The 25164-nt window shown below is 65.7% G+C and carries 24 protein-coding genes; 12 read left to right on the forward strand and 12 right to left on the reverse strand.

Going from position 1 to position 25164, the window contains the following annotated elements:
* Window positions 1-29: 29 nt before the first annotated feature.
* Genes B3349_RS02250 through B3349_RS02260 form a run of 3 tightly spaced genes read right to left on the reverse strand, consistent with a single transcriptional unit; the run spans window position 30 to window position 3023 of the window.
* On the reverse strand, window positions 30-1355 hold the full coding sequence (locus tag B3349_RS02250) for an MFS transporter (RefSeq protein WP_291586074.1): 1326 nt from the start codon (window positions 1353-1355) through the stop codon (window positions 30-32).
* 59 nt (window positions 1356-1414) lie between these two features.
* A complete protein-coding gene (locus B3349_RS02255; RefSeq protein ID WP_291586076.1) occupies window positions 1415-2167 on the reverse strand; it encodes an SDR family NAD(P)-dependent oxidoreductase in 753 nt (250 codons plus the stop codon).
* Window positions 2168-2177: 10 nt separating this feature from the next.
* On the reverse strand, window positions 2178-3023 hold the full coding sequence (locus tag B3349_RS02260) for an ureidoglycolate lyase (protein WP_291586078.1): 846 nt from the start codon (window positions 3021-3023) through the stop codon (window positions 2178-2180).
* Between the two features lie 91 nt (window positions 3024-3114).
* Between B3349_RS02260 and B3349_RS02265 the strand changes: the two genes are divergently transcribed.
* Entirely contained in the window at window positions 3115-4089 is a 975-nt protein-coding gene (locus tag B3349_RS02265; protein ID WP_291586080.1) for a LysR family transcriptional regulator, read from the forward strand.
* A gap of 74 nt (window positions 4090-4163) precedes the next feature.
* Here the strand turns inward: B3349_RS02265 and B3349_RS02270 are convergent, their stop codons facing one another.
* Window positions 4164-5411 carry a multidrug effflux MFS transporter gene (locus tag B3349_RS02270; RefSeq protein WP_291586082.1) on the reverse strand — a complete coding sequence of 416 codons (1248 nt, stop codon included), beginning with the start codon at window positions 5409-5411 and terminating at the stop codon, window positions 4164-4166.
* 303 nt (window positions 5412-5714) lie between these two features.
* The gene (locus B3349_RS02275) at window positions 5715-6038 is read right to left on the reverse strand and encodes a tetratricopeptide repeat protein (RefSeq protein WP_291586084.1); all 324 of its coding nucleotides are present in this window, start codon (window positions 6036-6038) and stop codon (window positions 5715-5717) included.
* A 172-nt stretch (window positions 6039-6210) separates the two neighbouring features.
* Here B3349_RS02275 and B3349_RS02280 point away from each other — a divergent pair, with 172 nt between their 5' ends.
* Entirely contained in the window at window positions 6211-6579 is a 369-nt protein-coding gene (locus tag B3349_RS02280; RefSeq protein WP_291586085.1) for a SpoIIAA family protein, read from the forward strand.
* An 86-nt stretch (window positions 6580-6665) separates the two neighbouring features.
* Here B3349_RS02280 and B3349_RS02285 read toward each other — a convergent pair whose 3' ends face one another.
* Entirely contained in the window at window positions 6666-8174 is a 1509-nt protein-coding gene (locus tag B3349_RS02285; protein ID WP_291586087.1) for an MFS transporter, read from the reverse strand.
* A 112-nt stretch (window positions 8175-8286) separates the two neighbouring features.
* On the opposite strand from B3349_RS02285, the gene B3349_RS02290 reads away from it, so the two are divergent.
* Together B3349_RS02290 and B3349_RS02295 are read left to right on the forward strand one after the other, a co-directional pair.
* On the forward strand, window positions 8287-9177 hold the full coding sequence (locus tag B3349_RS02290) for a LysR family transcriptional regulator (protein WP_291586089.1): 891 nt from the start codon (window positions 8287-8289) through the stop codon (window positions 9175-9177).
* 234 nt (window positions 9178-9411) lie between these two features.
* Entirely contained in the window at window positions 9412-10494 is a 1083-nt protein-coding gene (locus B3349_RS02295) for an MBL fold metallo-hydrolase (protein ID WP_291586091.1), read from the forward strand.
* Between the two features lie 47 nt (window positions 10495-10541).
* Here the strand turns inward: B3349_RS02295 and B3349_RS02300 are convergent, their stop codons facing one another.
* Window positions 10542-11552 carry a Bug family tripartite tricarboxylate transporter substrate binding protein gene (locus B3349_RS02300; RefSeq protein WP_291586093.1) on the reverse strand — a complete coding sequence of 337 codons (1011 nt, stop codon included), beginning with the start codon at window positions 11550-11552 and terminating at the stop codon, window positions 10542-10544.
* A gap of 222 nt (window positions 11553-11774) precedes the next feature.
* Between B3349_RS02300 and B3349_RS02305 the strand changes: the two genes are divergently transcribed.
* On the forward strand, window positions 11775-12026 hold the full coding sequence (locus B3349_RS02305) for a VF530 family protein (RefSeq protein ID WP_280013581.1): 252 nt from the start codon (window positions 11775-11777) through the stop codon (window positions 12024-12026).
* 98 nt (window positions 12027-12124) lie between these two features.
* On the opposite strand, the gene B3349_RS02310 is transcribed toward B3349_RS02305, so the two are convergent.
* Both B3349_RS02310 and B3349_RS02315 read right to left on the reverse strand, forming a co-directional pair.
* Window positions 12125-12679, reverse strand: coding sequence for a DUF2889 domain-containing protein (locus tag B3349_RS02310; protein WP_291586096.1), 555 nt, complete (start codon window positions 12677-12679; stop codon window positions 12125-12127).
* A gap of 174 nt (window positions 12680-12853) precedes the next feature.
* Entirely contained in the window at window positions 12854-14287 is a 1434-nt protein-coding gene (locus tag B3349_RS02315; protein WP_291586306.1) for an aldehyde dehydrogenase family protein, read from the reverse strand.
* A gap of 307 nt (window positions 14288-14594) precedes the next feature.
* Here B3349_RS02315 and B3349_RS02320 point away from each other — a divergent pair, with 307 nt between their 5' ends.
* From B3349_RS02320 to B3349_RS02340, 5 genes are all read left to right on the forward strand, one after another.
* Window positions 14595-15125: an Mpo1 family 2-hydroxy fatty acid dioxygenase gene (locus B3349_RS02320; protein ID WP_291586098.1), complete on the forward strand. Its 531-nt coding sequence runs from the start codon at window positions 14595-14597 to the stop codon at window positions 15123-15125.
* Between the two features lie 169 nt (window positions 15126-15294).
* The gene (ppa, locus tag B3349_RS02325) at window positions 15295-15822 is read left to right on the forward strand and encodes an inorganic diphosphatase (RefSeq protein ID WP_280013584.1); all 528 of its coding nucleotides are present in this window, start codon (window positions 15295-15297) and stop codon (window positions 15820-15822) included.
* A gap of 248 nt (window positions 15823-16070) precedes the next feature.
* Entirely contained in the window at window positions 16071-17903 is a 1833-nt protein-coding gene (locus B3349_RS02330) for a methyl-accepting chemotaxis protein (RefSeq protein WP_291586100.1), read from the forward strand.
* Between the two features lie 306 nt (window positions 17904-18209).
* On the forward strand, window positions 18210-18701 hold the full coding sequence (locus B3349_RS02335) for a chemotaxis protein CheW (RefSeq protein WP_291586102.1): 492 nt from the start codon (window positions 18210-18212) through the stop codon (window positions 18699-18701).
* Window positions 18702-18780: 79 nt separating this feature from the next.
* Window positions 18781-20469 (forward strand): methyl-accepting chemotaxis protein, encoded by a 1689-nt coding sequence (locus B3349_RS02340; protein ID WP_291586104.1) that lies wholly within the window; start codon window positions 18781-18783, stop codon window positions 20467-20469.
* Window positions 20470-20521: 52 nt separating this feature from the next.
* On the opposite strand, the gene B3349_RS02345 is transcribed toward B3349_RS02340, so the two are convergent.
* A complete protein-coding gene (locus tag B3349_RS02345) occupies window positions 20522-21850 on the reverse strand; it encodes a GNAT family N-acetyltransferase (protein WP_291586106.1) in 1329 nt (442 codons plus the stop codon).
* A 65-nt stretch (window positions 21851-21915) separates the two neighbouring features.
* On the opposite strand from B3349_RS02345, the gene B3349_RS02350 reads away from it, so the two are divergent.
* Both B3349_RS02350 and B3349_RS02355 read left to right on the forward strand, forming a co-directional pair.
* The gene (locus B3349_RS02350) at window positions 21916-23568 is read left to right on the forward strand and encodes an NAD+ synthase (protein ID WP_291586107.1); all 1653 of its coding nucleotides are present in this window, start codon (window positions 21916-21918) and stop codon (window positions 23566-23568) included.
* A gap of 52 nt (window positions 23569-23620) precedes the next feature.
* Window positions 23621-23959, forward strand: a complete 339-nt coding sequence (locus B3349_RS02355) for a P-II family nitrogen regulator (protein WP_066535662.1) — start codon at window positions 23621-23623, stop codon at window positions 23957-23959.
* 180 nt (window positions 23960-24139) lie between these two features.
* Here B3349_RS02355 and B3349_RS02360 read toward each other — a convergent pair whose 3' ends face one another.
* Both B3349_RS02360 and B3349_RS02365 read right to left on the reverse strand, forming a co-directional pair.
* Complete coding sequence (locus B3349_RS02360; protein WP_291586110.1) at window positions 24140-24742, reverse strand: LOG family protein; 603 nt, start codon at window positions 24740-24742, stop codon at window positions 24140-24142.
* Window positions 24739-25146 (reverse strand): diacylglycerol kinase, encoded by a 408-nt coding sequence (locus B3349_RS02365; protein ID WP_066535657.1) that lies wholly within the window; start codon window positions 25144-25146, stop codon window positions 24739-24741. Before B3349_RS02365 ends, B3349_RS02360 begins: the two co-directional genes overlap by 4 nt.
* Window positions 25147-25164 lie beyond the last annotated feature (18 nt).

Genomic DNA, 25164 nt, shown 5'->3' on the forward strand with positions numbered 1-25164 from the left:
CGGCGGGCTTTTTTTACATGGGTGAAATGTCAGCTCCGGGTGCGTTCGTAGAAGCGCTGTGGCAGACCCCAGGCGATGATGAGGAAGCTCACCACCAGCGCTGCAGCCAGAGCGTACAGCCCCATGGACGCGCTGCCGGTGACGTCCTTGACCTTGCCCACCATGTAGGGGCTGATCAGTCCGCCTAGTTGGCCGATGGAGTTGATCAGGGCGATCCCGGCGGCGGCGGCCATGCCGGTCAGAAAACGCTGGGGGAAGACCCAGAACAGACCGATGGCGGAGATCACGCCCGTGGCCGCCAGCGTCAGACCGAACAGCAGCGCCACCGTGTGTTCGCTGTACATGCCGCAGATGAAGTAGCCCGCGCCGCCGAGCAAGGCCGTCAAAGCCAGGTGCCAACGGCGTTCACCGGTGCGGTCGGAGTTCTTGCCCAGCAGAATCATGGTCACGCCGGCGACCAGATAGGGAATGGCCGAGATCAGGCCGATGGCAAACGTGTCCTGTGTGCCAGCGGTCTTGATGAGCTGGGGCATCCAGAACACCAGGCCATAGATGCCGCCGGCCAGGCACAGATAGATGATCGACAGAATGTAGGTGGCGGGTTCGCGCAGCGCCGCACCGAAGTGGTGGGTATCCGCCTTCTTGGCATCGCGGCTGACCATGCTGCTCCAGAACTGCCGGTCGCTGGCGCTGAGCCATTTGGCATGCTCGATTTCATCGTCCAGGTGGAACCAGACGATGATGCCCAGCACGATGGAAGGAAGGCCTTCCAGCAGGAACAGCCATTGCCAGCCATGCAGGCCCATGGCGCCATCCGTGAACTTCATGATGCCGCCCGAAATGGGGCCGCCGATGATGCCGCAGAAGGCAATGCCGGACATGAAGATGGTGTTGATGCGGCCCCGGCGCTGGGCGGGGAACCACTTGGTGAAGTAGTACAGGGCGCCGGGCACAAATCCCGCTTCCAGGGCACCGACCAGGAAACGGATGAAGTAAAAGCCCATCTCGCTGGTGACGAACATGGTGCAGGCCGAAGCAATGCCCCAGGTCACCATGATGCGCATGATCCAGATGCGGGCCCCTACCCGGTGCAGGATCATGTTGCTGGGCACTTCAAACAGGAAGTAGCCAATGAAGAAGATGCTGGCCCCCAGGCCATAGACCGCATCCGAAAAACCCAGCTCGCTTTGCATCTGCAGCTTGGCAAAGCTGATGTTCACACGGTCCAGGTAGGCCATGACCCAGCAGATCACCAGCAAGGGGATGAAACGCCAGAAGACTTTGCCGTAGATCTCCTTCTCGCGTGAAACTTCCCCGGTGTTTAATCCACTTTCTACGTGCAGTGTTGTGCTCATAGCTTGTCTCCTTTTTTATTGATGGAACACGCCGCTATGCTGCGGCGTTGTCAGCTCAGTCAGTAGGTCGCCCGGCCGCCGGAAAGATCGAAGACCGCGCCCGTGGTGAACGAGTTTTCCTCGCTCACCAGCCAGCCCACCAGCGATGCAATCTCGTCGACCTGGACGAAGCGGCCGCGGGGAATCTTGGAGAGCATGTAGTCGATGTGCTGCTGCGACATCTGATCGAAGATCTTGGTCTTGGCCGCCGCCGGGGTGATGGCGTTGACCGAGATGTTTTGGCCGGCGGTTTCCTTGCCGATGCTCTTGGTCAATGCAATGACACCGGCCTTGGACGCGCTGTAGGCGCAGGCATTGGGGTTGCCTTCCTTGCCGGCGATGGACGCTACGTTCACCACCCGGCCATAACCCTGGGTCACCATGCCCTTGAGCAGCACCTTGTTGACGTTGAACGTGCCATGCAGGTTCACCTTGATCACCTGGTCCCATTCCGCAGCCGGGTAGTCGACCGTGGGGGCGTTGGCGCCCGCAATGCCGGCACTGTTCACCAGGATGGAAACCGGTCCCAGGGCGGCCGCCGTGTCCGCGCTGGCCTGCTCCACACTGGCCATGTCCGTGATGTCGGTGACGACGGTGTGCACGGTGCCTTTGGCCTGCAGGTTCTGCTGCGCTGTCTGCAGGGCCTGGGGGTCGCGGTCCCAGATGGCCACGGCCGCACCGCCGTCGAGCAGCCGCTCCACCACGGACAGGCCAATGCCTTGGGCGCCGCCGGTGACCACTGCCACCTTGCCTGCGAAGTCGTACTGGTTCATGTTCATCTCCTTACGCGGCAATCACGCGCTGTTGCTGTTCGCCCAGGCCATCGATGCCCAGGCGCATGGTCTGGCCTGCGCGCAGGTACACCGGTGCGGGCTTGATGCCCATGCCGACGCCGGGTGGGGTGCCGGTGGAGATGACATCGCCGGGGTGCAACGTCATGAAGCGGCTGAGGTAAGCAATGATTTCGGGCACCTTGAAGATCATCGTGGCGGTGCTTCCGTCCTGGTAGCGGTGGCCATCGACTTCCAGCCACAGCCTGAGCTGGTGCGGATCCGGCACCTCGTCCTTGGTGACCAGCCAGGGTCCGGTGGGGCCGAAGGTGTCGCAGCCCTTGCCTTTGTCCCAGGTGCCTCCGCGCTCGATCTGGTATTCGCGTTCCGATACGTCGTTGACCACGCAGTAGCCTGCCACATGGTCCATGGCCTGGCTGGCGTCGATGTAGGACGCGGTTTTGCCGATGACGATGCCCAGCTCCACTTCCCAGTCGGTCTTGACCGAGCCGCGGGGAATCTTCACGTCGTCATTGGGGCCGACCACGGCCGAGGTCCATTTGTTGAAGACCACGGGCTCCTGGGGGATGGGCATATTCGATTCGGCGGCATGGTCGGCATAGTTCAGGCCGATGCAGATGAACTTGCCGATCTGGCCTACGCAGGCACCCAGGCGAGGTTGACCGGCCACCAGCGGCAGGGTGGCGGGATCCGTGGCCGCCAGCTGGGCCACGGCGGCGCTGGCCAGGAACTTTCCGTCAATATCCGCCGTCAGGGCGGAGATGTCCCGGATGCGACCTTCCGTGTCCAAGATTCCTGGCTTCTCCGCACCGGCTGGGCCATAACGCAACAACTTCATACAACGTCTCCAAGTAATTTATTCGACGCTGCGCAGTCTAGGAGTCGCCAGCAGGCGCGCACATGCGGAACACAGGTCCAGGTAGAACAAAATGGAATCTCCGGAGAAACCCGAGCAGGATGTGGCGCAGCAATTGGCCAGCCTGCATGCCATGGGCGGCCGGCTCAAGTTCAAGCAGCTCAAGCTGCTCATCGCCATCGAAGACATGGGCTCGGTGCACCAGGCCGCCGTGCTGCTGCACATGTCGCAGCCGGGCGTGAGCAAGGCCCTGCGCGAAATAGAAGAAGCGATTGGCGTCACCTTGTTTGCCCGCACGCCACAGGGCCTGGTGCCGACCGACATGGGGCGTTGCGCCATCCGGTATGCGCGCCTGATGCTGTCCAGCCTGGCACACATGCACAAGGAACTGCTGGGCATGTCCCGCACTTCCGGTGTACGCATTGCCGTGGGTACGATTGCGGGCGCATTGGCGGCCGTGTTGGCCAATGCCCTGATTGCCTTCCACAGGCTGCACCCGGATGTGACGGTCGAGCTGCAGGAGGGCACCAGCGCCGACCTGCTGGAAGGCCTGCAAAGCGGCGTGCTGGACCTGGCGCTGTGCCGGACATCGGTGGCCCGGCGCACCGATATCTTCCATTTCGAATGGCTGCGCGAGGAAGAGGTGGCGGTGGCGGTCTCGCCCATGCATGCGCTCAGCCGCACCCCGGATGTCGGCTGGGAACAGGTGGCGCAGTACCCGTGGATTCTGTTTCCTGGTCACATGCCGCTGCGCACTCTGCTGGAGCGCGAGGCGGCCAGCAACGGCGTGGTGCTGGCGTTCAGGCCGGTGGAGACCTCATCGACGTTTGCCACCGCGCTGTTGCTGAACAAAAGCCCTGCCATGGTGGCCCTGATGTCGCTGGAGACCCTGCAGTTTTTCGAGGCCCGGCAGACGCTGGCACGGCTGGACCTGAAAGTGCATGCCAATGCGGAGCCCTACGGCCTGGTGACCCGGGTCGGGGCACCGGAGTCGGCAGCGCTGACGGCGCTGAAGGCCTGTATTCGCAGGCAGGCCCTATCGGCCTGAAACCTGTTGGAACCGGGAGGGCCGGCTGGCCCGTGGCTGCAGCACCCCGTCAGCGTGGTGCAGCAGGGCTCATTTCACTGTGCCTGGGCTGTCTGGCGACTGCGGGCGGCTCCCAGTGTGATCCAGGTCAGCGCCACGCCGCACAGTGCGCCGGTGGCCATGCCCACCACCATGGGCAGGGGCTTGCCGGTGGAGAACAGGCCCACCAGTTGCATGGCGATGGCGCCCATGAGCATCTGCAGCGTGCCCAGCAGGGCCGATGCGGTGCCGGCAATGGCGCCATGCTCTTCCAGGGCCAGCACGGAGGTGGTGGGAATCACCAGGCCCATGAAGGCACTGGCAATGAAGTACAGCGCCATCAGTACCGCCAACTGATCGCCGCCCAGCAGGTAATAGGTCAGCAGTGCGACCATGACCACACCGCTGGCGCTGGCCGCCAGCTTGACCACGGTGGCCAGGCCGAAGCGCTGGCCCAGCGCGCCGGTGAACTGCGCGGCACCGATGAAGGCCACGGCATTCAGTGCAAACGCCATGCTGTACTGCGTGGTGGAGAGGCCGTAGTGGTTGATCAGCACAAAGGGCGAGCCGGCCAGGTAGACGAAAAAGCCCGCCATGGCGCAGGCCCCGATGAAGACCAGACCCAGGTAGTGCGCGTCACGCAGCAGCAGCGCATAGGCGCGGAACGTGTCGGCCAGATGGCTGTCGCCGCGTGCCGCTGGGCCACGGGTTTCGGGCAGGCCGCGCACCATGGCCAGCATGCCCAGTACCGCGGCCGCAGTGACCGCCCAGAACACCCAGCGCCAGCCGCCCAGCCCAATCACCGCGCTGCCGGCCAGCGGTGCCAGGATGGGCGAAACGCTGAACACCAGCATCAGCAGCGACATCATGCGGGCCGCCTCGTGGCCGGTGTGCAGATCACGCACCACGGCGCGGGGAATCGCCATGCCGGCTGCAGCCCCCAGGCCCTGGATGAAGCGCAGCACTACCAGGGTCTGAATGTCCTGCGCCAGCGCGCAGCCGATGCTGGCCAGCACGAAGATGGCCAGGCCCAGGTACAGCGGTTTTTTGCGGCCCCACAGATCGGCCAGCGAGCCGAACAGCGGCTGGCCCACGCCCAGCGCCAAAAAGAAGGCCGTCAGACTGGCCTGCACGGCCGATACCGGCGCGTTCAGGCTGGCGCCGATCTGCGGCAGCGCCGGCAGGTACATATCGATGGCAAACGGCCCGATGGCCGAGAGCAGGCCCAGGATCAAGACCAGACGCAGGGCGGAAGTGGAGGAGGGGGAGGCGGGAGCAGAGTTCGAAACGGGCAAATCAGACATAGGGGCGGGATTGTCGCGGATGGGCAGAGGTTGCTGTGCGGCAAGGGCACTGGATGTCCCTGGATGGCCTGGCTGCGTCTGCAGGGAGTGCCGGTGCGGTGATGGCGTTACCCGCCATGGGTGTGTTGGCGCGCAGGTGCAATGCGACCCTCCCCGCCAGGATCCCGGGAAGAGGTGTTCGTTCCTGCCGCTAGGGTGGCATGGCGGCCGCAATCTATGTTGGCAGGGAGCGCGCAGACGGCGCGAAGGCACAGCCGAGGTCGATGTCGATGGCTATGCGCTTGCAGACGGTTTAAACCGCTCTCAGCTTTGCTGTTTGTCCAGCCGCTTCAGGAACACGCCCAGCTCTTTCACCACCTGGGCATCGCCCTTGTCCTGGGCGCAGGCCAGGCCGCTCTCCCAGGCCTGGCGCGCGGCGGTGGGGTTGTCCAGCGCCAGCTGGGCTTTGCCCAGCAGTTTCCAGGCCACGGAATAGTGCGGATCCAGTGTGGTGGCGCGCAGCAGGTGTTCCAGGGCAGCGGCAGGCTGCGCGTCGTCCAGTGCGGCTTTGCCCAGGGTATAGCGCAGCAGCGCGGTTTCCTTGCCGGCATCCAGTAGTGCCTGGAGGCGTTGTGTCATGGCGTTCATGGTCCAGTCCCTCGCGCAATGCATGCGCTGAACGCCATCTTGCCTGTGGTGCAGCACACGCACGCGGTGTAGGGGTGCAGGTGCATGCCCTAAACCATTGATGGCAGTGCAGGCACTGCAGGCGCGGTCAGTCCGCCGTACAGTGAAGGTCTGCGACTCCAGGAGCGCTGCCATGCTTACGTTCACCTTGATGAAACCCGAAGGCATTTTGCGCTTGCACCCCAGCGGTCCGCTGACCGAGCAGGACTTCGAGCGGCTGCGGACCGAGGTGGATGCCTATCTGATGGGCCACGCCCGGCTGAATGGGGTGCTGGTGCGGGCGGCCGAGTTTCCCGGCTGGGAGAATTGGGCCGGGTTCAGTGCCCACATGCACTTTGTGCAGGCGCACCACAAGCGGGTGGAACGCATTGCCCTGGTGACCGACAGCGCGGCGGCAGGCCTTGCCGAGTTTCTGGCCGAGCATTTCACTTCGGCCGAGGTGCGGCGTTTTGCGCTGGCCGATGAGCGGCTGGCGCTGCAGTGGCTGCAAGCGGCATCCTGATCGCTGACCAGAAACCCCTTGGTGGTTGGCGGGCTGCGCTGCTGCCATCCTGAAATAAGGAGGCACGCAGCCGCGCGCAGGCGTGTTCAGCGCATGCGCCAACGCACCAGTGCGGCGGCGGCCACCAGCAGGACCGAGGCGCTGAGCAGCACCGCAGTGAAACCCTGGTCAAAGGCCCTGTGGGCGGCGTGCACCAGCGGCTGTGCCATGGCGGCGGGCAGGCCTTCGGCCGCTAGCAGTGCTTCGTCCAGGCTGTCACGCACGCTGGCGGGCATTGCACCGGCCAGCGCCGGGAGCGCCAGACTGTGGGCGTAGACCGCCGAGAGCATGCTGCCCATCAGCGTCACGCCCAGGGCACCCCCCAGCTCGTACGACACTTCTTCCACCGAGGCGGCCATGCCCGCGCGTTCGGGCGCGACGCTCATCAGGATGGTGGCCGACGCTGCCGTCATGGTGGCGCCTACGCCAAAGCCCAGCACTGCCAGGCTCAGCACCTGCCATGGCGTGGCGGCTAGGTGCACCCACCAATAGGCCGCCATGCCCAGACCGGCTACCAGCAGCGCGCGCGCCAGCAGCAGCGGGCTGCCCCAGCGGTGCAGCAGCCGGCCGGCAATGGGGCCGGCCACAAACGCCGCCACCGGCAGGGGCAGCGTGGCCCAGCCTGCTTCCAGGGGGGAATAGCCCGCGACCAGTTGCAGCCGCTGGCTGAACACCAGTTGCATGCCCAGCAGCGCGGCCGACGAGGTCAGTGCGGCCACCACCGCCATGCTGAACGTGGGGTTGCGAAACAGCTCCAGGTCCAGCAGCGGGTGGGCACTGCGGCGCTGGCGACGCACGAAGATGGCCAGAAACGCCGTGCCCAGCAGCAGGGTCAGCAGCGCCATGGCCCAGTTCGGCGTGGCCTTGCCCGCTTCCTTGATGGCATAGGTGCAGGCCACCAGCCCCACCATCACCTGCAGGCTGGCAATGCCGTCCCAGGGGCGCTGGCGGTCGCCGTGCGAGGGGGCGATATAGCGACAGGCCAGGGGCAGCGTGACCAGCACAATGGGCACGTTGAGCAGGAACACCGAACCCCACCAGAAATGCTCCAGCAGCGCGCCGCCCACCACCGGCCCGAAGGCCGCACCGCCCGAGGCCACCGAGGCCCAGATGCCGATGGCCAGGGCACGTTCCTTGTCATCGCCAAAGCTCAGTCGGATCACCGACAGCGTGGCCGGCATCATCATGGCGGCGCCCACACCCAGCAGTGCACGCGCGGCAATCAGCACGCCGGTGTCGGGAGCAAACGCCGCCAGCAGCGAGGCCGCACCAAACACCGCCAGGCCTGACAGCAGCATCGTCTTGTGACCCAGCTTGTCGCCCAGTGTGCCCATGCCCAGCAGCAGGCCCGAGACCACCAGCGCGTAGATGTTGAGGATCCACAGCTTGGCCGAGGCACTGGCCGCCAGATCGTGTGTCAGCCGGGGCAGGGCGGTGTAGAGCACCGTCATGTCGATGACGATCAGCAGCAGGGCCACGGACAGAATGCCCAGCACCAGCCAGCGGTGGCGCGCGGCGGGAGCGGTGTGGAGGGGAGTGGAAACAGACAGAACCATGACAAAACCAATGCGTATCAGCCAGCGCTCCAGCTCTGCTGGTGCGCAAAGACCGCATGATTAATCAATTTATTGATTTATAAAAGTTTGATTCAATCAATAAAATTGATGCATGGAATGGACACTTGAACGCCTGAACCAGTTTGTTGCCGTGGCCGAATGCGGCTCGATGACGCAGGCCGCACGCCGTCTGGGCCGGGCGCAGTCGGCTGTGAGCATGGCCATGGGCTTGCTGGAGGCTGATCTGGGCGTGGCGCTGTTCAGCCGTGCTGGCCGCAGCGTGCAGCTCACACCGGCCGGCAGCGTGATGTTGCTGGAAGCTCGCGCGCTGCTGCACCAGGCCCAGGCGCTGGAGCTGCGGGCCCGTGCACTGGCCGCAGGCCAGACCGCCACGCTGTGCATGGCGCTGGACGAGGCGCTCCCGTACCCGCCGATCGCCCGGCTGCTGCGTGAACTGGCCCAGCACTATCCGGCGCTGGAGCTGACGGTGCTCAATGGCACGGCTGCCGAAGTAGCGCTGGCCGTGCAAAGCCAGCGTGCCCAGCTGGGCTTTCAGTTTGACCGGGGGGTGGTCGGCGGACAGTTTGCCCAGTGCGCCGTGGCAAGCGTGCCGCAGATGGTGTGTGTGGCGCACGACCATCCGCTGGCCCGGCAGTCCCGCGTCAGCCGCCAGGCCCTGGCTGCGCAGCGCCAGCTGGTGATGTGCATCGAAGGCGTGGAGGAGCTGATGCTCAGCCCCCGCGTGTGGCGCTCGGACAGCTTTTATGTGCTGGCCGACATGGTGGCCGATGGCCTGGGCTGGGCCATCCTGCCGCGCAACATCATCGAGTACGGCGAGGGGCTGTCGCGCCTGAGCGTGCTGCAGTGCACCGAGCTGCTGCTGCCGCCGCTGGCCGTGCGCATGCTGACGCTGCAAGGCGCGGTGCTGGATGCCACTGCGCAATGGATCCAGCAGCGCATGGCCGAGGTGCTGATGCCCGAGGACCAGGGTCTGGTCCCCTGATGGCGGACAGCGCGTTGCGTCGCCGGAAGGGTATCCGGGCCCTGGTGCGACACGTTTTTTTCTCTAAAGCCTTCGTATAGAAATCACTGCAGACCCTTATGCAGACAGCACGGTTTGCTCCTCTTTCTGCAGGAACGCCTGTGCCATGGCGTTCACCCGCAGCGCTTCGGGCTTGTGGTTAGCAGCGCTGCCCCCACCTGTGGCAGTCTGTGGACTTCTGACCTCTTTCGCGCCATGCCACTCTCCAACCCCTTGGCCCGTTTCTTTCGCAGCCCGGTTGTGGCCTATCCGCAATCGCCGCAGTTTGCGGGCGGGCGCTTTCGCAACATCCACCCCCGTCCTGCCCAGGGTCCGCAGCCCGGCGCCAAGGTGATGTGGGATTTTTTCTTCAACAAGCCGCGCAACTCGGAGCCGGCGGCACCGCTGCCGGTGCAACCAATCACGCGCGCCCAGCTGGAGGCGGCGCCCGAGCGCAGCCTCTACCGCATCGGCCACTCTACCTTGTTGATGAAGCTGCGTGGGGGCTGGTGGATCACCGACCCGGTGTTTGCCGAACGTGCCTCCCCGTTGGCGTTCTTCGGGCCCAAGCGCTTTCATGCACCACCCATTGCCTTGGCAGAGTTGCCACCACTGCGCGGCGTGCTGCTGTCGCACGACCATTACGACCACCTGGACCGTGCCACGGTGCGGATTCTGGCGGCCAAAACCGATCTGTTCATCTGTACCTTGGGCGTGGGGGACCGGCTGGTGGCTTGGGGCGTGCCGGCAGCCAAGGTGCAGCAGTACGACTGGTGGCAGGGCACGCAGGTGGATGGGCTGCGCTTCACGGCCACGCCGGCCCAGCATTTTTCGGGTCGCAGCCTGCGCGACGGCAACCGCACGTTGTGGGCGTCCTGGGTGATCGAAGACCTGGAAAGCACGCAACCGCTGCGCATCTTCTTCAGTGGTGATGGCGGCTACTTTGACGGCTTCACGCAGATCGGCCGGCAGTTTGGCCCCTTCGATGTGACGCTGATGGAGACCGGCGCCTACAACGAACACTGGCCCTATGTGCACATGCACCCGGCGCAGACCGTGCAGGCCCACCAGGATCTGGGCGGCAAATGGCTGCTGCCCATCCACAACGGCACCTTCAACCTGGCCATGCATGCCTGGTGGGACCCGTTCGAACGCGTGGTGGACCTGGCCGAAGCCCAGGCCATTGCCGTGGCCACGCCGCTGATGGGCGAACGGCTGGACCTGGGGGCCCCCCGCGCCGGCGAGCGCTGGTGGCGGGCGCTGGTGCCGGTGGAGGTGGGGGAGCCCCGTACCGCGTGATAGGGCGGCCCTGTGCATCGCCCATGCGGTGCCCCCGGACCGGGCGCTCAGTCCAGGCTGATATGGCTCTGACGGATCACCTCGGCAAAGCGCTGGTGCTCGGCGGCAATGAACTGCTCCAGCTGTTTGCGGGTGGCGGGAAAGGGCGTGTAGCCAAAGCTCTGGAACTTGGTGCGCGCTTCGGGGGTGTCCAGTGCGGCTTGGGCATCCTGGCGGATCTGCTCCGCCACGGCGGGCGGCAGGCCGACCGGGGCCACCAGTGCGTTCCAGCCCGAGACTTCCAGCCCTTGCGGGCCACCGGATTCGCCGACAGTGGGCACATCCGGAAAATCGGGCGAGCGCTGCGGTGCCGCAATCGCCAGAAAGCGCAGTTTGCCGGCGCGCTGCAGCGGGCCGGCAGTGGCGGCGCTGCCCAGCGAGAAGTGCAGATCGCCGGTGGACACCGAGGTGTAGAGCTGCGAGGTTTCCTTGAACACCACATGCTGCATGCGGGCGCCGGTGCGGGCGGCCAGCAGCTCGGCCCCCAGGTGCACCGGGTTGCCCACCGACCAGGAACCGTAGTTCAGCTGGCCCGGACGGGCCAGGGCATCGGCCACCAGCGCGCCTACCGAGCGGTAGGGGCTGTTCTGCGGAACCGTGATGAAAAAATAGGTCTTGAACAAGGCCATCAGCGGCATGAAGTCGCGCTGCGGGTCGTAGGGCAGTTTTTTGAACAGGCTGGGGTAGGCCGACAGGTGCAGGCCATCCAGCACGATCAGGGTGCTGCCGTCCTGGGGAGCGCGCTTGAAGGCATCAATGGCAATGAAGCCGTTGCCACCCGGGCGGTTCTCCACCACCACCGGCTGGCCCCAGCGGCGCGCCAGGCCATCGGCCAGCAGGCGGGCCACACCGTCCGGACCGCCCCCCACCGGGAAGGGAGTGATGATGCGCACCGGCTTGCCAGGAAAGGCAGGGGCGGGCGGGGCCGCATGGGCCGCAGCAAGCGGCAGCGCGCCCAGAGTCCCCAGCGCCAGGACAGCGCCCAGGGCCCGGCGGGCCTGTGCAAAACGAGAGAGCATGGTGCAGTGCGGTGGCCGCAGGTGGGGTAGCGGTCCGTTCAAAAATGGGCTGCAGTGTACAAAAGGTGCTGCCGCGTCTGCTGCCTGCCGGCCCTGGTGGGGGCAAGGGTGTGGTGCGGTCCCAAGGGGCCGCTGCGTGCTAGGCATTTTCCCGCGTTGCAGGATGCGGTGCGCAAAGGCCCTGGCGTGGCCGGCTGGCGGCCGGTACGCGACAATCGGCCCATGACGACCACTCCTGCGCAGCAACCCCGCAACCCCTTGCACGGCATCACGCTGGAGCGCATCGTGACCGAGCTGGTGGACTACTACGGCTGGCCCGGCCTGGGCGACCGCATCCAGCTGCGCTGCTTCAATGTCGATCCCAGCATCACTTCCAGCCTGCGCTTTCTGCGCAAGACGCCCTGGGCGCGCGAGAAGGTGGAAGGGCTGTACCTGTTCATGCTGCGCGAGCAGCGGCGGTACGGGGAGCGCTGACAGGTTCGTTTCTGCGCGGTGGCCGCTGCTGCATCTGCAGCGTTGTGGCCTCGCAAGCCTGGGGGTGAAGGCCGTCTGCGCTGCGGCGCGCAACCGCTTCAGGCCTTGGGTTTGGCCTGGAAATGCACAAACTGCGGAAAGTGTTCGGCCACGCCGGGGCCGTCAAAGTCCCAGCCCTTGCACTGGCCCAGGTAGCGCGGCGGGGTGTCCGGGGCGGTGGTGAAGGCGCCGACAATGCTCTGGAAAGTGGCGGTGGCCATGCTTTGCAGCAGCTCGCGCATATGGGTGCAGCCGGCGATGGTGCCCAGGTGCGTCTCGATCGACTTGCGCCAGCCGCGTGCCATGCAGCTGCCCACCATCTTCTGCATGGCCTCCAGCGCGGCGGGGCAGCCACCCAGAGGGTGGGCATCCATCACGGCTTCGATGGACTGCACCACCAGCTGGGTATTGACGGTGACGCGGATCCACATGTGGTGGACGGGGTCGCCTGCCTTGCGTATGCCGGGGCTGTTGACCCGGGGCACATCGACGGCCTTGGTGTCCAGCAGTTCGCCTTCGATGTCCCACAGCCCGTCCTCACGGACAAAGCTGTTGAAGTGGATGCGGCGGATATGCTGGGGCGTGCGGGCCACCGTGGGTGCGGACAAAGGCATGTGGGACGTGGATGTCAAAACGCAGCTGCATAGGCCGTGTCTTATGAATTTGATAGCGTGATGGCGGCTGCTGCGCACGGATGGCGCGCAACAGCCTGATTTGGTCTGCATCCTAGCGAAAAAGCCGGCGCCGCGCTGTCCGGTGCGGCTCAGTGTGCTGCAGCGCCGCGGCGGTCAGCCATGGCGGATGGCCACGGTTTTCAGCACCGTGAAGCCGTACAGCGCTTCAAACCCTTTTTCGCGGCCGTGGCCGCTGGATTTGACGCCGCCAAACGGCAGCTCCACGCCGCCGCCCGCGCCGTAGTTGTTGACGAAGACCTGGCCGCAGCGCAGTGCCCGCGCCATGCGGAACTGGCGCGCGCCGTCACGCGTCCACACACCGGCCACCAGACCGAAATCCGTGCCATTGGCCAGGCGGACGGCGTCGGCTTCATCGTCAAACGGCATGGCGGCCAGCACCGGGCCAAACACCTCTTCCTGCGCCAGGCGGTGGTCGGGCGGCACATCGCGCAGCAACGTGGGCGCCTGGTAGAAGCCGGATTCGGGCGCTTCTTCCACGATCTGGCCCTGGGCCACGACCGGAATGCCCGCCACCTGTGCGTCCGACAGGAAATCCCACACGCGCTGCTGCTGGCTCTGGCGGATCAGCGGGCCCACATCCAGGTCCATGGCGGCCGGGCCCACACGCAGTGCGGCAAAGGCTTCGCCCAGGCGTTCCAGCAGCGGCTCGTAGATGCTGCGCTGGACCAGCAGGCGTGATCCGGCCGAGCAGGTCTGGCCGGCGTTCTGCACGATGGCGTTGATGAGCGTGGGGATGGCGGCGTCCAGGTCGGCATCTTCAAACACGATCTGCGGGCTCTTGCCCCCCAGCTCCAGCGTGACGGGCACATGGCGCTCGGCAGCAGCCTGCTGGATCAGCGTGCCCACATGGGGACTGCCTGTGAAGCTGAGGTGGTTCACATCCGGGTGGCGGGCCAGCGCATCGCCCGCCTCATGGCCGTAGCCGGTGACGATGTTGATGCAGCCGGGCGGAAAGCCGGCCTCGGCCGCCAGCTGGGCCACACGCAGCACCGAAAGGCAGGCGTCTTCCGCCGGTTTGACCACGCAGGTATTGCCTGCTGCCAGCGCTGCGCCCACGCAGCGGCCGAAGATCTGCATCGGATAGTTCCAGGGCACGACATGGCCGGTCACGCCATGGGGCTCGCGCCAGGTCAGCACGCTGTAGCCGTCCTGGTAGGGAATGGTGTCGCCGTGCAGCTTGTCGCAGGCTCCGGCGTAGAACTCGAAGTAGCGCGCCAGCGCCAGGGTGTCGGCCTGGGCCTGCTTGGTGGGCTTGCCGCAGTCGCGCTGCTCCAGTGCCGACAACTCCATGCCGTGTTCCAGCACCAGGGCGGACAGGCGGGCCAGCAGGCGTCCGCGCTCCACGGCCGGCGTCTTGCGCCACACGGTCTCGTAGCACTGGCGCGCCGCAGAAACTGCACTGGCGATGTCTTCGGCGTTGCCGCGCTGGATGTCTTCAAATGGCTGGCCGTCCGACGGATCAATCACCGCGATCGTGCGGCCGGAGGTGGACGGGACGGAGGCATTGGCGATGTAGTGGTAGAGCATGCCGGCCATTGTGGCGATCTGCGCGGACTGCGCCAGTCGCGCAGCCGTCATGGGGTGGGCGTACGGAGAGGCGGGCGCTTCGATGGTGCCTTCAGCCCTGGCATCAGTGCGCATGAGATGGGTACGGGATGCTCTCAAATGCGGAGCTTTCGGGAATTTCCCGCAGTCGCCGGCTGGCCCGCCGCTGCGCGGGATGCCCCCAGTGGACAAATGCCAGCGGGCGCCGGAATATGTGCCGAAGTGAACAAGCGTGCTTTTTTGACTTCTCTCCCCATTTTTCGCTCTGTAGCCCAGCCGGAGACGCCCCATGAAAACCTTGACCGACCAGCTGTCGCAGTACGCCGACTACCACCGCGATCCGCGCAACATCCTGACCCATTTCTTTGGCGTCCCCATGATCCAGATGGCCGTGGTGATTCTGCTGTCGCGTCCGGCCTTGGACATCGTGGCCCTGGGTGGGGTGCCGGTGTCGCCCGCCGTGCTTGCCGCCGTGCTGGCTTGCAGTTATTACCTGCTGCTGGACCTGCGCTACGGTCTGACCATGGCCGCGGTGCTGGCGGCCATGCTCGCCGTGGCTGCACCGCTGGCCCAGCAGGCCACCAGCATCTGGCTGGCCTGGGGCCTGGGCCTGTTTGCAGTGGGCTGGGTGATCCAGTTCATCGGCCACTATTACGAAGGGCGCAAGCCGGCTTTCATGGACGACATCGTGGGCCTGCTGATCGGTCCGCTGTTCGTGATGGCGGAGATGGGCTTTGGCCTGGGCCTGCGCCGCGAGGTGCAGCAGGCCATCGAGGCGCGCAGCGGCCCGGTGCGCCAGCGCCAGGCACCAGCCAACTGAGAGGTGTTGGCGCGCAGGGGCATGCCCGCTGAAGGGGGGCTGTGCGGCAGGCGCTGCGCCGGGCGGTGCGGATATTCCGTGCGGCTGCAAGAAGCCGGCAAGGGTGAACCCCTAAAATGCATGGGTTGGCCCCTTGCGGGCTTTTGTTTCAACCCACCCACACAGCACCATGTCTCTGAACAATGTGACCCCCGGCTCCAAGGCCCCTGAAGTCTTCAACGTCATCATCGAAATCTCGGCCAACTCCGCTCCCGTGAAGTACGAAGTGGACAAGGAAACCGGCGCCCTGTTCGTGGACCGCTTCATGGGCACGGCCATGCACTACCCCGTGAACTACGGCTATGTGCCCCAGACCCTGGCCGGCGACGGCGACCCGGTGGACGTGCTGGTGATGACCCCCTTCCCCCTGCCCAGCGGCGTGGTCGTGCCGTGCCGCGCGATCGGCATCCTGCAGATGGAAGACGAAGGCGGCGTGGACGGCAAGGTGCTGGCGGTGCCCACCCAGAAGCTGCTGCCTTCCTACGACAAGATCAACCACCTGAGCGATATCCATGAGCTCACCCTGCAGCAGATCGCCCACTTCTTCGAGCACTACAAGGACCTGGAAAAGGGCAAATGGGTCAAGGTGCTGGGCTGGAAGGGCGTGGATGTGGCCCACAAGGAAATCACCGACGGCATCGCTGCCTACAAGGGCTGATCCGCCGCAGGCGGTATCCCTATTGTCAGAATGGTTTGACCGGCCGGCCTTCGCAGGCTGACATTGCCGGTCCCTGCTGCCTGGGTGACGGGCACGCCAAGCTGACACCATCGCCGCGATAACGCGCGTTCCTCTTCGGGAATGCGCGTTTTTTTTGTAACATCTGTCGGCTCGCCGTTGGTCGGCCTCTGCCGGGGCTTGGTGGTGGGCGGGTGCCTCTGGCACTCCTTACAACAAGGAGAGGGCGTATGTTGCGATGGTCTGATATGCGGGTGGGCACCAAGCTGTTTGGTGGTTTTGCCCTGGTCGTGTTCTTGACGCTGGTGGTCGGTGGCCTGTCGCTGTGGCAGCTCCAGCGGCTGAACGCCGCAATGGAAACGGTCAGCAACCATTCCATGCCCAGCGTGGCAGATACCGGCAATCTGCGCGGCCAGTGGAACCGCTTTCGCCGCATGGAAGCCGGCATCCTGAATGCAAACAGTCTGCAGGAGGTGCAGAGCATCACCAAGCAGTCCGAAGCGCTGCTGCAGCTGATTCAGGGTGTGGAAAAGTCGTATGAATCGCTGCCCCGTTCGGAGGCCGAAAAGCAGCTGATGCAGTCCTACCAGCAAAACCGCAGCGCCTATCTGGACACCCATGCGCAATTCCTGAAGGAGGCGCAGGCCAAGGATTACGCTCAGGGCAGCGGGGATCTGCTGCTGGGCGACACCGTCTCCAATCTGTATGCCGGCCAGGCGGAAGTGAGCTTTGTGGCACTGGCCGAGACCGTGGGCAAGCTGATGCAGCACAGCTTGGACGAGGCCGACCGTGCCCGCACGGCGGGCCAGCAGGTCTATTCTGCCGCCTGGTGGTGGGTGGTGGCCGGCATGGCGGCCAGCGTGGTGCTGGCGCTGCTGTGCGCCTGGTTGGTGACACGTGCCGTTACGCGGCCGGCATCGCAGGCGGTGCAGGTGGCGCGCCGCATCGCCCAGGGCGACCTGGCGGAGGCCGTGCCGCAAGGCGGCAAGGACGAAATGGGTGCGCTGCTCAATGCCTTGGGTGCCATGCGCGACAGCCTGGGTGAAGTGGTGGAGCATGTGCGCCACAACGCGGAATCGGTGGCCACGGCCAGCAGCGAGATTGCCCAGGGCAACAGCGATCTGTCCAGCCGCACCGAAGAGCAGGCCAGCGCGCTGCAGCAGACCGCGGCGGCCATGGCCCAGCTGGGCTCCACCGTGCGGCAGAACGCCGAAAGCGCCCGCCAGGCCAACCAGCTGGCCATGAGTGCCTCCACCGTGGCCGTCCAGGGCGGCGAGGTGGTGGGCGAGGTGGTGACTACCATGCGCGGCATCAACGACAGCAGCCACAAGATTGCCGACATCATTGGCGTGATCGATGGCATTGCCTTCCAGACCAATATCCTGGCGCTGAACGCCGCGGTGGAAGCGGCCCGCGCCGGTGAGCAGGGCCGCGGCTTTGCGGTGGTGGCCGGCGAAGTGCGTACGCTGGCCCAGCGCAGTGCCGAAGCGGCCAAGCAGATCAAGCTGCTGATCGACGAAAGCGTGCAGCGGGTGCAGACCGGCAGCCAGCTGGTGGACCGCGCTGGTGCCACCATGACCGAGGTGGTGGGCGCCATCCGCCGCGTGACCGATCTGGTGGGCGAGATCACCGCGGCCAGTGCAGAACAAAGCGAAGGCGTGTCCCAGGTGGCCGATGCCATCACCCAGATGGACACCGCCACCCAGCAGAACGCGGCCCTGGTGGAAGAAAGTGCGGCAGCGGCCGACAGCCTGCAGCGCCAGTCCGGCGATCTGGTGCAGGCCGTGGCGCGATTCCGCACCGCCGGTGGCGCGCAATGGGCGCTCCCGGTGGCTGCTGTGACGGCCTCTGCACCGCTGGCGGTGCCGCGCAGGGCTGCTGCATCGGCCATCCCCGCATCCGTTGCTGCCGAAGCCCATGCGCCGCAAAAGGCCCAGGCCGGCCTCCCGTCTGTATCCACTCCCGTGCGTGCCGCTCCGGCCAAGGCGGCGGCACTCACGGCTGCCGCGGCAACCACCACTGCAGCCACGGCCGCTGCGGACGACGAGTGGGAGCAGTTCTAACGTCTTTTCCGCACTGCGCGGGCCAGCCGCGTTGCGTGCCTCCATGCCCGAATGGCCTGTAGACAGGCCGCTCTCACCACCCCATGCCACCGCTCCGGTGCATGGGGTTTTTTGTGGGTGGCTCTGGAGGCGCGGTGCCTGCCGGTTCTGTGGCGCAGGGAGATTCTGCCGTCCGGCTCTGGGTGCAGGACGGGCGGGCTGTTGCGGCTGCTTGCTGGCACGCTCCCTGCATTAGCCTGCAGTATGGGCCTGGCACAGGTGTCGGCACGTTCAGGACCGTTTGGCCGCAGGCCGGGGAGGACACAGATGACGCAGCACCACGCAGCCAGCGCCGGTTTTTCTGAGTGCCTGACCTTTCGCCTGGGCGAAGAGGAGTACGGCATCGACATCCTGCGGGTGCAGGAGATCCGCTCCTATGAAACGCCCACCCGCATCGCCCACGCACCGGCGTTCATCAAGGGGGTGATCGATCTGCGCGGTGTGATCGTGCCCATTGTGGACCTGCGGCTCAAGCTGGCCTGTGCCAGCTCCGAATACACGCCGTTCACGGTGGTGATCATCCTGAATGTGGCCCAGTCGGTGATGGGCGTGGTGGTGGATGCCGTGGCCGACGTGGTGCAGATCCCGCACGAGGCGTTGCGACCCGCGCCGCAGTTTCAGAGCCAGTCCCAGGTGGATGGGGCCTTCATCAAGGGTATCGCCAAGGTGGGCGAACGCATGTTGATCGTGGTGGACATCGCCGCCATGCTGACGGCCCAAGAGATGGGAGTGTTGCGCACGGCAGCGCAAGCTGCCTGAAGTGCCGGCCGGGCCATCAACGTTGGCATGGCGCGCGGCAGCGCCGCCATGGGCATAGATATACAACAGGGAGGGAAACATGCAGAACTGGAAGATATCAACGCGGCTGGCCGCAGCATTCGGGATGCTGGTGGTCGTGCTGCTGGGGGTGGCCGGTGCGGCGCTGCTGCAGCTGTCGACACTGAACGCTGCCACCAAGCAGATCACCGGAAACAACCTGATCAGTGTGGAGCTGATCAACAAGCTGGGGGCCGACATGATCGAGGCGCGCCTGCTGGAGCTGCGCCATGTGTACAACGAGAGTCCGGAATACAAGGCCAGCATCGAGCAGCAGATGGGCAAGCTACAGGCCGGCATGGATGACATCAAGGCCAGATATGCGCCGCTGGTGTATTCCGAGGCCGAACGCAGCGCATATGACACGCTGTTGGCCCAGCGCAAGGAATATGTGGTGCTGATGGAGCGGCTGTTCCAGATGTCGCGCAGCGGTGAAAACGACAAGGCCCGCGAATTCATGAACGGCGAGTCGCTCCAGCTTTACAACGCCTCGTCGGCTACGCTGAACAAGCTGCTCGAAATCAATACCAACGATGCCAACAACGAATCGCGCAAGGCTGATGCTGCATTTTCCAACGGCGTATGGGTGATGGGCGTGGCGGTGCTGCTGGCGCTGGCACTGGCCGTGATCTCGGGGATCTGGATCACCCGCTCCATCCGCACACCGCTGCAGCTTGCCGTGGCCCTGGCCGACAAGGTGGCGGGCGGCGATCTGAACAACCGCATCGACGTGCGCACCACCGACGAGCTGGGCCAGCTGTTCTCGGCCCTGCAGCGCATGCAGTCCAGCCTGGCGGAGACGGTCAGGGTGGTGCGCCGCAATGCCGAGGGGGTGGCCTCGGCCAGCAGCCAGATCGCCAACGGCAATGCCGACCTGTCCAGCCGTACCGAAGAGCAGGCCAGCTCGCTGGAGGAAACGGCGGCCTCCATGGAGGAACTGGGCTCCACCGTGCGCCTGAACGCGGAGAATGCCCGCGAAGCCAACCAGCTGGCCCGCACGGCGGCCGATGTGGCCGTGCACGGCGGCGACGTGGTGGGCGAGGTGGTGACCACCATGCGCGGCATCAACGACAGCAGCCGCAAGATCGCCGACATCGTGGGGGTGATCGACTCCATTGCCTTTCAGACCAATATCCTGGCGCTGAACGCCGCCGTGGAGGCGGCCCGTGCCGGCGAGCAAGGCCGCGGTTTTGCCGTGGTGGCCAGCGAGGTGCGCTCCCTCGCCAGCCGCAGTGCCGCAGCGGCCAAGGAGATTGCGGCGCTGATTTCCGAAAGCGTGGGCCGGGTGGAGCGGGGCACGGTACTGGTCGACAAGGCTGGCAACACCATGGCCGAGGTGGTGGACTCCATCCAGAAGGTGACCGCCATCGTGGGCGAGATCAGCACCGCGAGTGCGGAACAGAGCCAGGGCGTGACCCAGGTGGGCGAGGCAGTGTCACAGATGGACACCGTCACCCAGCAGAATGCCGCCCTGGTGGAGGAAAGCGCCGCTGCGGCCGACAGTCTGCGCCGCCAGGCCCAGGAGTTGCTGCAGGCGGTGGAGGTCTTTCGTCTGTCCGACAGTGAAGTGCACCACGGCGCTTCCAGCGCATCGGCGGCCTTCGCGGTAGTGCCGGCGCAGCCGTCCAGTGTGGGATCGCGGGGGCGTGTGCTGGGCCTGGGGCTGCGCAAGAAGACCGCTGCCACGGCGGTGGCTGCCGACGTGTTCTGAACACCGGGGCCCGCAGTGGGCCCCGGTAGCATCCCTGACGTCTCTGGAGACTTTAGCCAGCGCTGTGGCGCAGGGGGCTGTGGGCCTGCAGTTCCTGCAGATAGTGGGCCATGCCTTCGCCCTCGCGTTCCAGAAAACGCTCCACCGCATCGGCAAACGCCGGGTGGGCCAGCCAGTGGTAGCTGGCCGTGGCCACCGGCAGCAGGGCGCGGGCCATTTTGTGCTCTCCCTGGGCGCCGCCTTCAAATGCCGCCAGCCCGTGCTGGATGCACCACTGCAGCGGCTGGTAGTAGCAGGCGTCAAAGTGCAGGCAATCCACCCGCTCCAGTGCCCCCCAGTAGCGGCCATAGGCCGTGGCACCGCGCAGTGCGGCAGTGGGCGCTTGTGGGGCCAGATGCGCCAGCGCATCCGCAGCGCCTGCTTCGGCATGGCGGTCGTCTGGGCCGGGTGTGGCATCCGCGCTGACCGCGATCAGGCTGCATGCCATGCGCTGGCCGCCGCGTGCAGCCACAAACAGCACCCAGTGGCCGGGCAGGTCCTGCGCCATGCGGGCGAAGAAGTCACGGCTCAGATACGGTGGGTTGCCATGCTCATGGTAGGTCTGGGCATAGCAGCGGTAGAAGAAGTCCCAGTCGGCCGCGCGGATCTGCCGCCCCGCCAGCACCTGGAACTGCACGCCGGCCTGGGCCACGCGCTGGCGTTCCTGGCGGATTTTCTTGCGCTTGGCCTGCTGCAGCTGGGCCAGGAAATCATCGAAGTCGGCATAAGGGCCGCTCGTGGGGTTGCAGGCCGTCTCGGCAGGTGGGGCGTCAGGGGCCGTGGAGAGGGGCGAGGACCGGTTTTGCCAGTGAAACTGCACGCCCGCGCGCGGCATCCAGCCCACTTGTTGCAGAGCGGCATGGTCTGCCGCATCCCCGAACAGCACATGGGCGGACGACAGCTGCTGTGCGGCACACCAGTCCTGCACGGCCTGCACCAGCTGCACACGCAGCGCGTCGCTGGCGGCCAGCAGCCGGCTGCCGGGCACGGGCGTGAAGGGCACGGCCACCACGGCCTTGGGGTAGTAGGCCAGGCCATGCTCCTGGTAGGCGCGGGCCCAGGCCATGTCGAACACATATTCACCCCAGGAGTGGGCCTTGAGGTACAGCGGGCAGGCGGCCACCATTTGCTCGCCCTGCGGCTCGGTGTGCCACAGGGTGATGAAGTGCGCATCCCAGCCGGTTTCCCGCACGGCGCTGCCGCTGTCCTGCATGGCCGCCAGGTAGGCATGGCGCATGAAGGGGGTGGGGGTTGCCTGCAGTGCCAACAGGGCATCCCAGGCCGTTGCTGCAATCTGCTGCACGGAGGTAAACACGCGGGTGATAATGGGCTTTTCAGTCATGCGGGGCGCAGGCAGGGTCTCGTTCCGCACAGTTTATGCAGGCCGTTTCGGCCCCAACGCCTTCCATGACGCTTTCCATTCGCATCGCCCAGCTGAATTTTGTCGTGGGCGATCTGCCCGGCAATGCCCAGAAAATCATCGATGCCGCCACCCAGGCCTATGCCGACGGTGCGCAGCTGCTGCTGACGCCGGAGTTGGCTCTGAGCGGCTATGCGGCCGAAGACCTGTACCTGCGTCCGGCCTTCCAGGCGGCTTGCGACCGCGAACTGGAGCGCATCGCCCAGGCCACGCTGTCCTGGCCGGGGCTGGCACTGGTGGTGGGGCACCCCACGGTGGTGGACTATCCTGAAGAACGCCGCCGCTACAACACCGCCAGCGTGCTGCGCAGTGGCGTGGTGGAACGCAGCTACCACAAGCAGTGCCTGCCCAATTACGGCGTGTTCGACGAGCAGCGCCACTTTGTGCCCGGTGACCGCAGCTGTGTCATCGACCTGGCCGGCGTGCGCGTGGGCCTGCTGATCTGCGAAGACGCCTGGCAGCCGGCACCCGCCATGGCCGCGAAGGCCGCCGGGGCCCAGTTGCTGGCCGTGCTCAATGCGTCGCCTTTCCACCACCACAAGCAGCAGGAGCGCGAGCGCGTGCTGGGCCAGCGTGCGGCCGAAACCGGCTTGCCGCTGGTCTACGCCCATCTGGTGGGGGGGCAGGATGAGCTGATTTTTGACGGCGGCAGTGTGGCGGTGAGCGGGCAGGGCTCCGTGGTCGTGCGCGGGCCCTCGTTCCGTGAAAGCCTGGTGGCCCTGCGTGCCACGGTGGTCCAGGGGGCCGTAGAGCTGGCAGGCGACATTGCCCCCGAGCAGACGCCCGATGCCGCCCTGTGGGATGCCCTGGTGCTGGGCGTGCGCGATTACCTGGGTAAAAACCGCTTTCCCAGCGCCGTCCTGGGTCTGTCCGGCGGCATCGACTCCGCCCTGGTGCTGGCGATTGCCGTGGACGCGCTGGGCAAGGACAGGGTTCGCACGGTGATGATGCCTTCGCCGTACACGGCGGACATCAGCTGGATTGACGCCCGCGACATGGCCGAACGCCTGGGCGTGCGCTATGACGAAATCGCCATTGCACCGCAGTTCGAAGCCTTCAAGGCCGCACTGGCCAGCGACTTTGCCGGTCTGGCAGAAGACACCACCGAAGAGAATCTGCAGGCCCGCATTCGCGGTACGCTGCTGATGGCCTTGTCCAACAAGCATGGTTCCGTGGTGCTGACCACGGGCAACAAGAGCGAAATGGCCACCGGCTACTGCACGCTGTATGGCGACATGGCGGGTGGCTTTGCCGTGATCAAGGATGTGCTCAAGACCCGGGTGTTCGACCTGGCGCGCTGGCGCAATGCCAACGACCCTTACGGCACCGGTGCCAATCCGATTCCGGAACGCATCATCACCCGCCCGCCCAGCGCCGAGCTGCGCCCGGATCAGAAGGACCAGGACAGCCTGCCATCGTATGAGGTGCTGGATGCCATCATCGTCCGCTACATGGAAAATGACGAGCCTATGGCATCCTTGGTGGCCGACGGTTATCCTGCTGCGGATGTGGACCGGGTCACGCGGCTGATCCGCATCAACGAATACAAGCGCCGCCAGGCGCCGGTGGGCATCCGTGTCTCGCCGCGCAGCTTCGGCAAGGACTGGCGCTACCCGATTACCAACGCGTTCCGGGCCTGAAGCCCGTGGGCGCACCGCAAATTTCACAACCTAGCTCTGGAGTAATCCCACTATGAAAATGATCACCGCCATCATCAAGCCGTTCAAGCTGGAAGAGGTGCGCGAAGCACTGGCCGAATGCGGCGTGACGGGCTTGACTGTGACGGAGGTCAAGGGGTTTGGCCGTCAGAAAGGCCACACCGAGCTGTACCGTGGTGCGGAGTACGTGGTGGACTTTCTGCCCAAGGTGAAGATCGACGTGGTGGTGGCCACCGAAGATGTGGACCGCTGCGTGGATGCTGTGGTGGCCGCTGCCCGCACGGGCAAGATCGGTGACGGCAAGATCTTTGTCACCCCCGTGGAGCGTGTGGTGCGCATCCGCACCGGTGATCTGGACAACGCCGCCATCTGAGCCGGCGGCCTTTTCAGGCCAGCGGGTGCGACAGTGGGCAGGATTTCCGCAGTTTCAGCAGCGCACCGATCGGGTAACCGCTGGGATCGGAAGCTGCGATATCCAGCAGAGCGACCACTTCTCCATCAAAAAAAGCAGCCCTGAGGCTGCTTTTTTTGCGGATGGCATGGGGTGGTGGGGTCAGATTTTGCCGCGCAGGTTCTGGCTTTCGGGCGCCAGGCCCGCCTCTTCAACCAGGGCCTGCAGCAGCGCACCGATGTCGGTGCCGTGGCGGATCAGGTCCATCTGCCAGGGGCCCATGAAACCGCTGGCCACGCTGCTGTCCAGGAACTGCAGCATGTGGTCATAGTAGCCAACGGTGTTCAGCAGGCCGATGGGCTTGTCGTGGTAGCCCAGCTGGCGCCAGGTCCAGACTTCAAAGAACTCCTCGAAAGTGCCAATGCCGCCCGGCAGCGCCAGAAAGGCGTTGCTGCGTTCGGCCATCATGGCCTTGCGCTCGTGCATATTGGCCACGATGTGCAGCTCGTCGCAGGCAGTGTTGGCCAGTTCCTTGTCGACCAGGGCCTGGGGAATCACCCCCACCACGCGGCCGCCCGCCTGGCGCGTGGCTTCGGCCACCGTGCCCATCAGGCCGGTGCGCCCGCCGCCATAGACCAGCTGGCCGCCCAGCTTGCCAATCCACTGGCCCACCGCAGTGGCGGCTTCGGTGTAGGCGGAGTTCTCTCCCGGACGGGAGCCGCAGTAGACGCAGATCGAAAAAGCGGGGGTGGTGGTGGCGGTCATGCAAACAAAGCGGCGGCAAAGCGCGCGTATAAGGCAGAAACAAAAGCGGCGCCGCACAGCAGCAGGCTCAGCAGCACGGCAGCACTGCCCATGTCCTTGGCGTTCTTGGACAGCTGGTGCCATTCCGGCCCGATGCGGTCGATGGCGGCTTCCACTGCGCTGTTGAGCAGTTCGGTGATCAGCACCAGCAGCACGGTGGCGGCCAGGAACATGCGCTCCAGCCAGCTCTGGCCCAGCCACAGCGCGAGGGGGAGCAGGGCGATGGCCAGGATGGCTTCGGTGCGGAAGGCTTTTTCCTTCCAGCCTGCGCGCAGGCCGGCCAGCGAATAGGCGCCGGCATGCAGGATGCGGGTGAGCCCGGTGCGCTGCTTCTGCGGGTTGTCAAATGGTGTCGGTGCGGTCATGGCGTCGGGTGAAGCAAG

Origin of the sequence: Comamonas sp. UBA7528 (genome assembly GCF_002479375.1) — a bacterium.
GTDB lineage: Bacteria > Pseudomonadota > Gammaproteobacteria > Burkholderiales > Burkholderiaceae_C > Comamonas.